Source organism: Lacrimispora xylanolytica (assembly GCF_026723765.1).
GTDB classification, from domain to species: domain Bacteria; phylum Bacillota; class Clostridia; order Lachnospirales; family Lachnospiraceae; genus Lacrimispora; species Lacrimispora xylanolytica.
In genome coordinates this window covers 287797-301973 of sequence record NZ_CP113524.1, presented here as the reverse complement: position 1 = coordinate 301973, position 14177 = coordinate 287797, and the positions used below count along the sequence as shown (strand labels likewise).

Here is a 14177-nt window from a genome sequence, read left to right as displayed (position 1 = left end):
ATTTAAGGATCTGTCAATGGAAAAAGTTGGTGTTATGTTTCTGACTTCTTTTGGGAATTCTGATAAATGATATCAAGAAGATTGGAGGATTTCCATGAAGAACGAACCTGTATTTTTGACCGACCAGAACCACAATATCATTATGGAAGCAATTTTAGGAGCCCCAAATGCTGCAATTCCTGACAGTTTAAAGCCCTTTGACATCCTGGAGCCAAACACCTCTGACGGTGCGCAGGAAAAGCATGCACCAGTCATTGAGACCAACGGAAACCACGTTACCGTCAAGGTGGGAAGCATCTTCCACCCCATGTCTGAGGAGCACAGCATTGCATGGGTCAGTCTTTTCACAACAGCCGGCTGCCAGATGAGAGTCCACCTTGATAAGGATTGTGAGCCTGTGGCTTATTTCACCTTAGAAGAGGGCGATTCTCCGAAAGCTGCTTATGCCTATTGCAATCTTCATGGTTTCTGGAAGACAGAAGCTTAAGAAAAAGGAGTTTATGCGTAAATGACAATTACATGTCATGCATAAGCTCCTTCTTCATTTCTGCCTGATAAGCGCTGCTTTCCGCTCTGTTATCTTATCACCCTCTTCAACCCTTCCGCATAGGAGAGGACTGTAAACATCATAAAGAGCCGTCTTTCTTTCCACAGAAAGCTGACTGTCATTGGCATAACAGTATTTACACCCCATGAGGCAAGTGTCATATGCACCCACTTCCACACTTTCTAAGCAGCCGCATTCCGCCCTCTGGTTTCTATCTTTTTTCTCTTTGATTGGTACACCAAGAATCTTTTCTACCATGACCGGATCGATACAGCTACCCCGTGAGACTCCGGCCTGGCTTAAATCAGCGGTTTCTGCACACGCTTCAATCCTCATATGGCAGGAACCTGCAACCTCCGCCATCGCCCGGCTGATTCTAAGCATTCTTTCTTCCGTCATCTCTTCTGCTTTTATGCCTTTCATGTTACGGGCTGTTTTTCCGTACCAGTCAAGAAATGAAATGACCACTTTATTCGTATGTCCTTTCAACTCCCTGGCAATTTGTTTAAATGCCCGAAGGTGATAGGCCTCCTCATACCGGTCATTTATAAAAATAGGATCGTATCGCCACACCATTCTATCCGGTCCTAAGACCTTAGAAAACTCTTTAAATACACGGATCAACTCCTGTTTATCCGGCAGACCCGGTTCCACATCCCGCCCATATCCGGTTAAGGTAAACTGGAGATAGCAGGGTATGTCATTAAGCTCTGGAAGACGGACAAGCATTGGACTGGGATCCTTTGTCCAGAATACAATAAGCTCCACTTGTTCCGGAGATAAATCAATCCTGCTGATCTGCCGGCTGTTCATAGGATTTCTGACATAGAGAAACCCCTCCTTTATCCGCTCAAAAAACCAGTCGGAATAAAACCGGGGAATATCAGTCCGCCTGCTGACACTTAGTATCACCTGACTCCTCCTCTTTCATAGAGATACCTATATGATACAACGTTAAACCATCTTCTTCAACCGTTCCAGATGATCTTCCTCCACTTTGAGAAGATGATTCATGAGAGATATAATATCTTCCTTTGCCTCTCCCTTATACTGACGGATCCTCTTTAAGCAGTCAATAATTCCTCTGGTTCCTCCCAATATCAACATCTCAGCCATATGAGAGGGGGACTTATCCACAAATGTCTTCATATCAATTGCCAGGTAAGCCATAATCATTTCCATGGCAGAGATATCCTTTTCCTCTAAGCCATGCTGATTCAAAAGTTCCCTCGCCTTTTCGTGAATCTGCCTGTATTCCTTAAGCTCCTCCTCCAAATGGATTTTAAATGATTCATCCTCTGAGATTGTAAGAAGCTGTCCAATGGTTTCCACGCCCATCTGTGAGTTTTGATGGATGAAATTAAGCAATTCTGCGTCTGCGTTCATTTTTTTACCTCATTTCTTTCTTGGTATTTTAATAGTATGAGATAAAAACAGCTTTTTTATGAAATACACGCCTCCACGCTTTGCTCCTGGGAAATGACTTCTTCCCACAACCGGAACCGGTCCACTTCACCGTAAAGCATTCTTGCCTGGCTCTCCAGTTCCTCTCCTGCTGCCGAGCTTTGCTCTGCAGTAGAGGCATTGGCCTGTATCACGGCTGAAACCTGGGAAAGGCCATCGTTGATTTGCTCTATGGCTTGTACCTGTTCCATGGATGAGGCCTCTACTTCCCTCATGGACTCCTCCACCTGACTTGCCTGCCCTGCGATTTCTTCCAGCACCTTACCTGTCTCCTCTGTAAGCCTCTTCCCCTCTAAAACAGCTTTTACAGAGTGTTCAATCAGCTCTGAGGTCTGTTTTGCCGCCTCCGCAGATTTAACAGCCAGATTCCTCACCTCTCCCGCTACAACCGCAAATCCGCTGCCCACACTTCCTGCTCTGGCAGCTTCAACGGCTGCGTTCAAAGCCAATATATTGGTCTGAAATGCAATGTCTTCAATGATCTTTGTAATGTTGCTGATCTTACCAGAGGATAAGCTGATATCTTCTATGGCCTCTTTAAGACTTTCCATATACCGATTCCCCAGGTCTACGTTTTGACCTGACTGGCTTGCGTAGGCAGACGCCTTTCTTACATACTCCACATTCTTTTCCGCCTGCTGACAGACAGCTTCTATGGAAGCATTTAATTCCTCCACGGCTGCTGCCTGTTCCTGGCTTCCTGATGCAAGGCCCTGTGAGGCATCGGAAACCTGTCCTGCACCATTATTAACCCCATGAGCCGAGATTTGAATCTTTCTTAAAGTGCCGCTTAAAGCCATGGAAATGGACTCCATGCTTAAGCGAATGTCACGAAATTCCCCAGGATAGTCACAGCTGCTTTGTACCGCCAGATTGCCAAGGGAAATCTCATGAAGATATACGGAAATATCCTGTATGATTTCTTTATATTTTGCTGCCATTTCATTGATTTTCCTGGATATACTCCCCACCTCATCATCCCGCAGTATGGGAAGTTCCATATTAAGGTCTCCTTCAGAAAACCGACCTAGGGAATCCACCACAGCTTCAATGGGCTTTGTGATTCGGTTTGTAATCTTTAAAACGGCATATACACTGACCATAAGGGATAAGATTCCCAGAATACCAGCCATGATGACAGAGGTCCTGATGCCTGACATAAATTCAGACTGAAGAGCCGTTACGTTTACAGACCAGCCATTGGTATCCTTAATGGAGGAATAAGAGCCAATCTTATGGACTCCTCCCTCCTCATAAAAGCGAAACCCCGAACCTCCCCCAATCATGTCCGTTTCAAGAGAAACAATCTCAGACTTCTTTGACGAATTCTTTTTTCCATCCTCAATGCTGTTTTGCCGCTCAAGCACAAGGGAAATATCATCGGCTGCTACCTTCGTCCCGTTACTGTCTAAGATATAGGTACTTCCCGTCTCTCCAAGTCTAGCTTCGGTTATAATGGCTTCCAGCACGGAATAAGGAATATCCAGCATAATGACCAGGTCTCCAAAGGGATATGCGTATTGAAAGGAGGCAGAATCACTTCCAACGATAGGGTCTGATAGAAAGGGAACGCCACCTTTTGCCTTTTCATAGGCAACATTATCCTTATATGATTTCCCGCTCACCATGGACGTTCCATCTGCGGAAATGATATCAATCTTATTTAACCCATACTGAGAACTTGAGATGGTAAGGAATATACCAATATTCCCTCCACGCTCTCGATTCCCCTTTTCATAAAGGCCAATGGACTCCGCAATGACAGAGTATTCTTTTAGCTGCTGGGTAATCTTTTCCGAGACAAGCTGCGAGGTTTCCTTAAGACTCTTTGCCAGCGAACGATGAGCGGTATCATAGATCAAATAAATAGAACTTACAGACAACAGAAATACGATACAGGCAATACAGGTCAACGTAAATAATACCAAATCCTTTTTTATCCCCTTGCGGTGTCTGTTCATGCTAAAACCTCCAATATATATTTATGCCTTTGTCTCAGATATAACTTGAGATTCAGTAAATATATCGGATATTTTTCAGATAACTATATGCACTTTACTAATGTTTTACAATAATATACACAACTTTTACAAATCTCCTAGTTAGATCATACTTCATACTCCTGGTTATCACCTGGATGATGATAACTACCAACATCAACTTTATGCTGAATCAATTCAGAAAGCAGGTAAATAAAGATAGGGCGCAAAAAAACCTTGTACTCAATCGAGTACAAGGTTTCTCACAATTAATGCCGGCGACCGGAATCGAACCGGTACGGGAGGTAAGTCCCGCAGGATTTTAAGTCCTGTGCGTCTGCCAGTTCCGCCACGCCGGCAACTAGTGTAATCAAGGTACAGCCTCTTTTGACCAAGCAAAAAAAGCTCACCGATGAACAACATATTGATTATACAAAAACAAGCCTTTCTTGTCAACTGTTTTATATTGCATTTGCTCCTCATTTTAAATTTTCCTTTACAGCTGTTTAAATAAGCTATAAAAACAAGGAATTACGGCATTATCAGCAGCAGTAAACGTATCAATGCAAAAAGACAGGAAAACAAAATCATTGCTGGAAACATTTTACTGTTGCTTTCAAATTAATAATTTCTATGAACGGAACTCTTTGGGTAACCTATGATTATTAGCAATACTAGCGCTTTATTTTATTATTACAAAAACAAATCCAAGCCTCAAAAAATGAATATTGATAAAAAAAAGATAAAGTAGCAATTGTACCCCAGGCAAATTAGTGATAGAATCACCTTAAGGAGAAATTGTTTTTTCGCCTGTACAATATTATATAAAAACGAACCACTTAGGAGGTATTATATGGAGCGTATCGTAGTAATTGGAGCAAATCATGCTGGAACTGCGGCAATTAACACTATTTTAGATAACTACAAGGACAAGGAAGTCACGATTTTTGACTCCAATGACAATATCAGCTTTCTTGGATGCGGTATGGCCTTATGGATTGGAAATCAGATTCCGTCTTCCGAAGGATTGTTTTACTGCAGCAGGGAGATTTTTGAACAGAAGGGCGCAAAGGTATATTTAGAGACCATTGTCTATCATATTGATTTTGATAAAAAGCTGGTATTTGCCACTGGAAAAGACGGCCAGAGCTATCAGACTCCCTATGATAAACTTATTCTTGCTACCGGATCTCTTCCTGTCACTCCAACCATTGAAGGGACCGATTTAAAAAATGTTCAGTACGTAAAATTATATCAGAACGCAAAAGAAGTAATTGATAAGCTTCACGAAAACATGATCCGCAATGTAGTCGTAGTCGGCGCAGGCTACATCGGCGTGGAGCTGGCAGAGGCCTTTAATCGTATTGGAAAGAAAGTAACTCTCATTGATACTGCAAGCACCTGTCTGTCCGGATATTATGATCAGGAATTTACGGATATCATGTCTAAGAACTTAGAAAGCCATGGAATTAAGCTGGCTTACGAGGAAACCGTTACAAGCATTAAGGGTACCGGCAAGGTGGAGAAGATCGTCACTGACAAACATGAGTATCCAGCCGATATGGTGGTGCTTGGAATCGGCTTTAAGCCCAACAGCCAGCTGGGAAAAGACGTCCTGGAGCTGTTTAAGAACGGGGCTTATCTGGTAAATGAACATCAGCAGACCAGTCAGCCGGACGTCTATGCCATTGGTGACTGTGCGACCATTTATGATAATTCCATTCAAAAGACCAACTATATTGCCCTGGCTACCAACGCAGTGCGTTCCGGAATCGTAGCGGCTCATAATGCCTGTGGAACTCCACTGAAATCCATTGGAGTTCAGGGTTCAAATGGTATCTGTATTTGGGATCTTAAGATGGTCTCAACCGGAATTACACTGGAAAAAGCAAAGAAATTGGGCTATGACGCGGTTGCTACCGATTACGAAGACACCCAGAAGCCTGCATTTATCCAGCATGATAATTATAAGGTAAAAATCCGTATCGTATATGACAGAAAGACCAGAATCATCTTAGGAGCGCAGATGTGTTCTGAATACGATATTTCCATGGCAATCCATATGTTCTCTCTTGCCATTCAGGAACAGGTTACCATTGACCGCTTAAAGCTGACAGACATCTTCTTCCTGCCTCACTTTAACAAGCCATATAATTATTTCACCATGGCGGCTTTGATGGCAGAATAACAGCTGCCTGTCACTGAGACAAATAAAAAGTAAGCACAAAGAAGCCGGTATGATGATTATCATACCGGCTTCTTTCTTAATAATAACTGGGTGGAGAAGGATTCGAACCTTCGAAGTCGTCGACAACAGATTTACAGTCTGCCCCCTTTGGCCGCTCGGGAACCCACCCATAGCTTTTAACAAGCGATTATTATTCTAACATGTTGTCCCAAAAAAATCAAGCAGTTTTTATAAAAAATTATGCTAGTCCCTGTTGCCAACTAGTAGCACAGAGCTTACAGGGGGCAATAAAACCTTCACATTCCCCTCTATCACCGAGTATGAGAGCTTACCTACATTATAGCCACTCTCATAAGTCAGCATGACCCGGGACATGGTCTCGCCGCTCTTTAATCCAAGCTGCCAGACCGGTATGTGGACTTCCTGCTCATTTTCATGGCTGTTTACTGCAACGGCGCAGATACTGTCTCCTGTAAAGCGACCGTATGCAATGAGATGGTCTCCTGCTAAAAGCTGCTTTAAGGAGCCAATGCGGAGCGCTTTGATGGACCGGTGAAGATCAGTCATATACCGGTGGAATTCTATCAGTTCCATGTTTTCATTTCCCCAGGGGTAGGTTCGACGATTGTCTGGATCTGTCCAGCCGCAAACACCGGCCTCATCCCCATAATAGATGGCGGGAGCACCGGGCCAGGTCATCTGGAGCATCACACCCTGACGAAATATGCCGTAGCTGATTCCATCGGAAGCTCCCTCCGGTCCTTCTGTAGCCGTACGGCCTATTTTTTTATTGGTTCTTGTAAGGAAACGGGAATGATCATGATTGGAAAGCTGGTTCATGGCAGTGAACAATGATCCCGCCATCATACGGCTCATATGGTGGTTCATGGCCTTAAAAAAGGCTGCTCCGTCTCCAAAGAGCTTTTCATCCTTTTCATCACTATGTTTTTCCATACCAGTGAGAAACCAGGAGACCGGCTCCATAAAGGCATCGTAATTCATCACCGTATCCCATTCGTCACCTTTTAACCATTCTGAAGGGTCACCATAATGCTCCGCAAGTATGATGGCATCTTGATTGGCTGCCTTCACTGTCTTTCTGAAATCCTTCCAGAAGCTGTGATTGAATTGACTGCTTTGCCCTAAGTCAGCAGCTACGTCAAGGCGCCAGCCGTCGGCATTGTATGGCTTAGAAACCCATTTGGCAGCTATGTTAAGGATATACTGGTAAAGAGTATCAGAGCCTTCATAGTTAAGCTTTGGAAGTGTCGCATGACCCCACCAGCCATCATAAGAGCCGTTATAAGGCCAGTTCTCATCCTGGAAATTAAAAAAGGAATGATAAGGGCTTTCTTTTGAGACATAGGCTCCTGGCTCATAATTTCCTGAAAGCTCATAAATCCGTTCTCCATCCAGCCATTTGTGGAAAGAACCGCAGTGGTTAAACACACCGTCCAGTATGACCTTCATTCCCCTTTTGTGTACTTCTTTTATAAACCTGGAGAAGAAATCATTGCTCTCTTTTAGGTTTTCCTCTGCCGTGGTACGTATCATGTATTTGGTGGCATTCTGGTTGCTGGTGGCTTCAGAATCTAAAACCGCTCCCCCATCCATGGCTATGACACCGTAATGGGGATCAATATGGTCATAATCCTGACAATCGTATTTATGATTGGAGGGCGATACAAAAATGGGATTTAGATAAATTACTTCCACACCCAGATTTTCCAGATAGTCAAGCTTATCCCATACCCCCTGCAAATCTCCACCATAAAAGCTGCATACATCAAACTGATCGGGATACTTATTCCAGTCCCTGATACCGGTAACCTTCCTTTTTAAGTACACATATTCGTCATCTACCACATCATTGGCTGGATCTCCATTGCAGAAGCGGTCAACAAAAATCTGATACATGACGGCCCCCTTTGCCCAGTCTGGTGTGGAGAAGCCCGGTACCATTAAAAACCAGCCCTCAGATGGTATCTGATCTTCCACGCCCAGGCGGCTGTAATAACAGACCTGATTCCCTTTTACCACCTGAAAGCAGTACCGAATGGGATCACAACCTGCTTTTTTTCTGTGCTCATAATAATCGAACATTTCATCAGAGCTGGTTCTTTTCATGGCAGTTGGTTGTTCACTGCCGGCTTCTATATAATAGACCCAATCAATATCATTCAAGGCCGTCCGGAAGAGAAGAACTACTTCGTCCCCTTCTTCTGGTTCACAGGGAAACCGGAAGCTGTCAGTCTCGTCGGTAAATAATGCCTCTTTATTTAAAGCAACTTGCTGAAAGCACATACGTTCTTTCTTTCCTTTCATCCTAACTCTAATTCTATTCTATCCGATTGGTCCCCATTATACAACCCTGCCTAACCTCTAAAAAATGAAATAAAAAACGGTCAGCGGGGTAGCTGACCGTTTTTCGGAGAAGGTATTTCGTTTCTTATGGGGTGTAGCAAAAACTATATAATGTATTGGGGGGGTTTACATTTATAAATATACCACGCTGGAGAAAATAAGTGTGCACAAACATCATTTTTTTCAAAATAATTTTTTATGCATATTTTCCTATTCCGTCTATAGGTTACAAAAAAGTGCAGATTCCAGAAAGCAAACTTGGATACTTTTCCGGATTCTGCACCAATATTTTGTTTAAGCCAGCAATATTTATATCACTTCTGTGGGAACTTTGAAAAGTTCTTCAAACTCCTGCTGACCGATTTTTTCTTTTTCCATAAGCAACTGACAGCAGGCATGAAGTACATCTTCGTGTTTCACGAGAATTTCTCTTGCCTTCTGATAGCACTCATCAATGATTCGTTTCACTTCATTGTCAATGGTATTGGCAACCTGACCGCCATAGCTCTTGGTATGTGCCAGATCCCTGCCAATGAATACTTCATCACCGTCGTTGTCATAATTGATCATGCCTACCTTATCGGACATACCGAACTGGGTCACCATGGCACGGGCCAATGCGGTGGCCTGCTTGATATCCTGGGAAGCTCCGGTGGTAATATCACCGAAAATAAGCTCCTCAGCGATTCTTCCTCCCAAATCTACCATAATATCCTGCAGCATCTTTTCTCTGGTGTTGAACATATGATCTTTTTCCGGAAGAGGCATGGTATATCCGGCTGCACTCATTCCCGTTGGTATAATGGAAATAGTATGAACCGGTCCCTCGTCAGGAAGGAGATGGAATAAAATCGCATGGCCTGCCTCGTGGTAGGCTGTGATCTTCTTTTCCTTTTCAGTAATGATCTTGCTCTTTTTCTCGGCTCCAATGCCGACTTTTACAAATGCTTTATCAATATCAGCCTGACTAATGAACTTCTTGCTGTGTCTGGCTGTATAAATGGCTGCTTCATTCATAAGATTTTCAAGATCTGCGCCGGTAAATCCAGATGTTGTCTGGGCAATTCTCTTTAAATCCACATCTTCACCAAGTGGCTTTTCCTTGGAGTGAACCTTTAGGATATCTTCTCTTCCCTTTACATCTGGTTTTCCTACTCCTACCTTCCGGTCAAAACGGCCGGGACGAAGGATGGCAGGATCTAAAATATCCACCCGGTTGGTGGCTGCCATTACGATGATTCCTTCATTGATTCCAAAACCATCCATCTCAACGAGAAGCTGGTTTAGAGTCTGCTCTCTTTCATCATGGCCACCGCCCATACCCGTACCTCTTCGGCGGGCTACTGCATCAATTTCATCAATGAAAATGATACATGGGGCGTGTTTCTTACCTTCTTCAAATAAATCTCTGACACGAGATGCACCGACACCTACGAACATCTCCACAAAGTCAGAACCTGAAATGGAGAAAAACGGTACTCCGGCTTCTCCTGCTACTGCCTTGCCAAGAAGTGTCTTACCGGTTCCCGGAGGCCCTACAAGCAGGATTCCCTTAGGGATTCTGGCGCCTACGCTGGTGTACTTCTGAGGATTTTTAAGGAAATCCACCACTTCCTCCAGCTCTTCCTTTTCTTCCTCAAGTCCTGCTACCTTGCTGAAATTCACCTTGTTGGCATCTTTGGCAAGGAGTGCCCGGCTTCTTCCGAAATTCATCATCTTACTGTTGGCACTTCCGGCTCCTGCTCTGGCATTCATGACCATGAATAAAAACACCATGGCTACTGCTGTTAATATAAGCGGCAATGTTATAGTCAAAAACAGGTTTTCCTTCTGAACTGCGTCCACCGTATAGGTAATTCCATTGCGGTCTAAGCGGTCCTGGATTCCAAGTACATTGGATACGTTGGCCTGTTTTGACGTGCCGTCGTTCATTGTCATCTCAATTTTTCCCGTTGGCGGCGGGTCGCTCTGCCGGATCGTAGCCGAGGCTATGGTTCCATTATCGATTGCCTGCATAAGCTCCTGGTTGGTGATGATCTCACTTTTCTGGGGAAGCCTGCTGGCAAATATAAGCATGATAACCAGAAGGAGCAGAAATCCTAAGCCTTTAAATGGTTGCTGTTGTTTCAACATGCTGCCTCCTTATTGCTGTTCTATAACTCCAATATATGGCAAATTCCTGTATATCTGATCGTAATCAAGACCGTAACCGATGATAAACTGATCCGGTACGGTGAAACAGGTATACTTTACCTGAACCTGCTTCTTTACCCGGCGTTCCGGTTTATCAAGCAGGGTACAAAGCTCAATGCTGTTTGGATTTCTCTGTTTTAATACCTCAATCAAATAGGATAAGGTGTTTCCAGAATCAATAATATCCTCAACAATGAGAACATCTTTTCCTTCAATCGGATCGTCAAGATCCTTTACAATCTTCACAATACCGCTTGATACGGTACCAGAGCCGTAGCTTGATACGGACATGAAATCCAAAGTAAGGGGCAGAGTGATTCGTTTGGAAAGCTCACAGGTGAAGAAGACTCCTCCCTTTAAGATACAGATAAGATGAAGCTTCTTTCCTTCATAGTCCTTGCTGATCTGCGCTGCAACTTCCTTGATTCTTTCTGCGATCTCTTCCTCTGATAACATTACACGTATCTTATCATCCATTGTCTTTTCCTCCGTCTAACTGCATTTGTATTACTGTATGGGTATCATCTGTTATCTTATAGTATTCACTGATCCGGTATCCGATGACCCACAGGACATGGGAACCATCCGCAATTAATGGAATTTTTCCACGTTCCTCTCTGGGAATCTTCTCATCTATCATAAATGCCTTGACGGTCTTTCTGCCGCCTCCGGTCAGTGTCAGGTAATCTCCGGTTTGCCGATACCTCACAGAGAGTGCACATTTGATTTTATCATAATCGAACCATTTCGTATACCCGTTTTTGGGAATTTCCTGACCTTTTTTATAGGGAAAGACTTGAAAATCAACTTGGGGAAGTAAGATATCATTAGGATTATCCACAGTTTCATTCTTCATTTTATTCTTTATCCACAAATAGTCAGAACTTCTAAGAGCGATCCGTCCGCCCGGCAGATTAATCTGCTTGCCTGACTGTGCCCAAAGGAGAGCCTTTGTACCTTCCACATGAGTCATGGAAATATCCTTCATGGAGCCGGAAACTAAGCGGATCATGGCACGCAGGACATAGGTCCTTATAATATCCTCTTCTAAAATAAGACCTTCCGTTTTAACTCCAATCGAAAGTAGGGCCCCATTTTCATCCCTTTTAAGGACGGCCCATTCCTTTAGAAATTTTTCCGCCTGCTTCTCTAAATATTCATCGGCTTTTGCAGCCATTTCTCCGGCGTGGATAATATTATCCTCTGCCCTTTGATTGATTTCTTTTTTAATGGCTGGAAGCAAGATTCCCCGAATCCGGTTTCTGGCATAATCGGTGTGGGAATTGGTGGAGTCCTCACAATATGATATCCCTTTTTCTTCCAGATATGCAAGAATTTCTGTCTTGCCAACAGCCAAGAGTGGCCGGACAATCCGGTCTCTTTCCGGTCGGATTCCTCCAAGCCCTTTTAAGCCGGTCCCCCGGAACAAATGATGTAAAATGGTTTCCGCCTGATCATCCTTATGATGGGCCACAGCAATTTTATTGCCCCCAAAGCTTAAGCGTTCATTTTCAAGCACTTCATAGCGAAGAAGCCTTCCCGCTTCTTCCACCGACAGCCTGTGTTCCCTGGCATAGCCTGTAACATCCACGTGGACACAGGAAAAAGGCAGGGAAAGGGACTTGGACAGCGTCTTTGCATACTCGCTGTCTCTGTCGGCCTCCCGGCCCCTCAGCCCGTGATGGACGTGGACGGCCTTTAAGGAAATCCCCAGCTCATCCTTACATTCATTTAAGACTACAAGAAGACAGACCGAATCGGCTCCTCCGGAAAGCGCCACGATGACGCGGTCCCCCGGGAGAAAAAGCCGGTTCCGTCTGATAAATTCCAATATCGTTTTGTACATTAAGCCACCTTCCTTAGTTGATTCTCTCCCCTCTTTATTATAAATATACCCTCAAAACATGTCTGTTGCAATTATTATTTTCGTTTCCAGATACCGGCGGTCAGCACCGTCATATCGTCAGCTGCCGTCTCCGTAAAGGATCTGGCGAACAAAAGAATCCTGTCTGCCATATCCTGCGGATTTTTCACCGGCATACGGGAAATAAACTCTTTTAACATCAGCTCCTTATCATCGGCCGGAAGGGCATCCAGTATCCCGTCGCTTACCATGATGATCCGGTTGTCATCCCATAGCTTTTTTGAAAGGAGCACAGGCTCCACCGGATTTAAAATACCCATGGGCACCTCCCCTGCCTCTAACAGCTCCACGCCTTTTTCACTGAGAATATAGGTCGCTGCCGCTCCCAGCTTCATGGCTTCTAAAATTCCAGTTTTAAGGTCAATGCAGCATAAGTCCAGGGTGGCTGGATGTTGAGATAATCCGGTCAGCAAAAGAACGGTATTCACCATCTTAAGTGCTGCTCTGGTGGAAAATCCCGCCTCTAAAAGTCTTTGGGTCAGCTCGATGACCTGGCGGCTCTCTTCCTCTGCCGCCTTGCCGCTTCCCATACCGTCAGAAAGGCTTATAATGACTTGTCCAGGTTGAACCTGTCCAAAGGTATAATTATCTCCAGATACCTCTTCCCCGCTTTTTACGGCCTTTGCAGCTCCGTAGATGACACGGTATTCTCCTTTTTCCACAAACCGAATGGTGTCCAGCTGCTTTGTCACCAGATTTCTGCCGTCCGGTGCCACGGCCCATTCTCCATCCTCCATGGCGTTTTCTAAAATCTCTGCGGCCTCCTTGACGGTGACACAGCGGCCATTTAAAGTCCTCATGGTCAAGTATGCCTCTCTCTGGTGATTTTCATATTCCAGAAGAAGCATTTTTTCTATCACGATATGGTTTCGCCGAAACGCCTTCTTTACTTCATCCTCCCAGTCCGGAGTGATGTCCATGGCGTGTTCCACCTGATGGGAAAATTCCTCTAAAATAACAGCCAGCTCCTTAAACTGGACAATGACCGCATCCCGGCTCTCTAAAAAACGGTTCTTCCACGCCAGATTCATGGTAGCCCTGCCCAGGTTACGGTTCAAATGAACCATGTATTCGTCTTTCCTTTTACAGGTCTCCAGAAAAAAACGGGGCATGTCCCCGTAGTCCACGTTTCCTTTCTGTTCAAATGCACGAATCAGATAATTCAGATAATACTGATTGTCCGGTTCTTTTCCCGGAGCCACAAAGCATTTATTACAACCTGCGCATACCATGGCTGCAGCGGTCTCAAGCGCTGCCACACCATCTTCCTTCGTAAGTCCCTGTTCTGCGGACAGTTCATCTGTGCACGCCCTGGCAAGCTCACCCAATGAATTTGCCATGTCATTTAATCTTTTAGCCGTATATACATTCACATTCGCCATATCATAATGTGCTGGCTTACGTCTGAACACAAAAATCCCTCCTGCCTGTTTCATGCTTTAGACCACATTATATACAGACAGAAGGAATATATTTTGTCAAAATGGCTGATGCGCTTCGTAAAATCGTGCGACAGCT

10 protein-coding genes and 2 tRNA genes are annotated in these 14177 nt (G+C 44.3%); 2 read left to right on the top strand and 10 right to left on the bottom strand.

Going from position 1 to position 14177, the window contains the following annotated elements; genetic code table 11:
• Nucleotides 1–94: 94 nt before the first annotated feature.
• Entirely contained in the window at nucleotides 95–487 is a 393-nt protein-coding gene (locus OW255_RS01475; RefSeq protein ID WP_024837675.1) for a desulfoferrodoxin family protein, read from the top strand.
• Nucleotides 488–541: 54 nt separating this feature from the next.
• Here the strand turns inward: OW255_RS01475 and OW255_RS01470 are convergent, their stop codons facing one another.
• The 4 genes from OW255_RS01470 to OW255_RS01455 all read right to left on the bottom strand — a co-directional run bounded on the left by OW255_RS01470 (nucleotide 542) and on the right by OW255_RS01455 (nucleotide 4349).
• Nucleotides 542–1459, bottom strand: coding sequence for a DUF1848 domain-containing protein (locus OW255_RS01470; protein WP_035317713.1), 918 nt, complete (start codon nucleotides 1457–1459; stop codon nucleotides 542–544).
• A 42-nt stretch (nucleotides 1460–1501) separates the two neighbouring features.
• Nucleotides 1502–1933: a hypothetical protein gene (locus OW255_RS01465; RefSeq protein WP_268115398.1), complete on the bottom strand. Its 432-nt coding sequence runs from the start codon at nucleotides 1931–1933 to the stop codon at nucleotides 1502–1504.
• Between the two features lie 56 nt (nucleotides 1934–1989).
• Complete coding sequence (locus OW255_RS01460; protein ID WP_268115397.1) at nucleotides 1990–3972, bottom strand: methyl-accepting chemotaxis protein; 1983 nt, start codon at nucleotides 3970–3972, stop codon at nucleotides 1990–1992.
• A 291-nt stretch (nucleotides 3973–4263) separates the two neighbouring features.
• Nucleotides 4264–4349 (bottom strand) — tRNA-Leu (locus OW255_RS01455).
• A 494-nt stretch (nucleotides 4350–4843) separates the two neighbouring features.
• Here OW255_RS01455 and nox point away from each other — a divergent pair.
• Nucleotides 4844–6178, top strand: a complete 1335-nt coding sequence (nox, locus tag OW255_RS01450; RefSeq protein ID WP_268115396.1) for a H2O-forming NADH oxidase — start codon at nucleotides 4844–4846, stop codon at nucleotides 6176–6178.
• A gap of 87 nt (nucleotides 6179–6265) precedes the next feature.
• Here nox and OW255_RS01445 read toward each other — a convergent pair.
• The 6 genes from OW255_RS01445 to OW255_RS01420 all read right to left on the bottom strand — a co-directional run bounded on the left by OW255_RS01445 (nucleotide 6266) and on the right by OW255_RS01420 (nucleotide 14071).
• Nucleotides 6266–6347 (bottom strand) — tRNA-Tyr (locus OW255_RS01445).
• A 74-nt stretch (nucleotides 6348–6421) separates the two neighbouring features.
• On the bottom strand, nucleotides 6422–8482 hold the full coding sequence (locus OW255_RS01440; protein ID WP_268116565.1) for a glycoside hydrolase family 13 protein: 2061 nt from the start codon (nucleotides 8480–8482) through the stop codon (nucleotides 6422–6424).
• 369 nt (nucleotides 8483–8851) lie between these two features.
• A complete protein-coding gene (gene ftsH / locus OW255_RS01435) occupies nucleotides 8852–10672 on the bottom strand; it encodes an ATP-dependent zinc metalloprotease FtsH (RefSeq protein ID WP_024837680.1) in 1821 nt (606 codons plus the stop codon).
• 12 nt (nucleotides 10673–10684) lie between these two features.
• The gene (gene hpt, locus OW255_RS01430; protein ID WP_024837681.1) at nucleotides 10685–11212 is read right to left on the bottom strand and encodes a hypoxanthine phosphoribosyltransferase; all 528 of its coding nucleotides are present in this window, start codon (nucleotides 11210–11212) and stop codon (nucleotides 10685–10687) included.
• The gene (tilS, locus tag OW255_RS01425) at nucleotides 11205–12581 is read right to left on the bottom strand and encodes a tRNA lysidine(34) synthetase TilS (protein ID WP_268115395.1); all 1377 of its coding nucleotides are present in this window, start codon (nucleotides 12579–12581) and stop codon (nucleotides 11205–11207) included. Before tilS ends, hpt begins: the two co-directional genes overlap by 8 nt.
• Before the next feature lie 74 nt (nucleotides 12582–12655).
• Complete coding sequence (locus OW255_RS01420) at nucleotides 12656–14071, bottom strand: SpoIIE family protein phosphatase (protein ID WP_024837683.1); 1416 nt, start codon at nucleotides 14069–14071, stop codon at nucleotides 12656–12658.
• Between the last annotated feature and the right edge of the window lie 106 nt (nucleotides 14072–14177).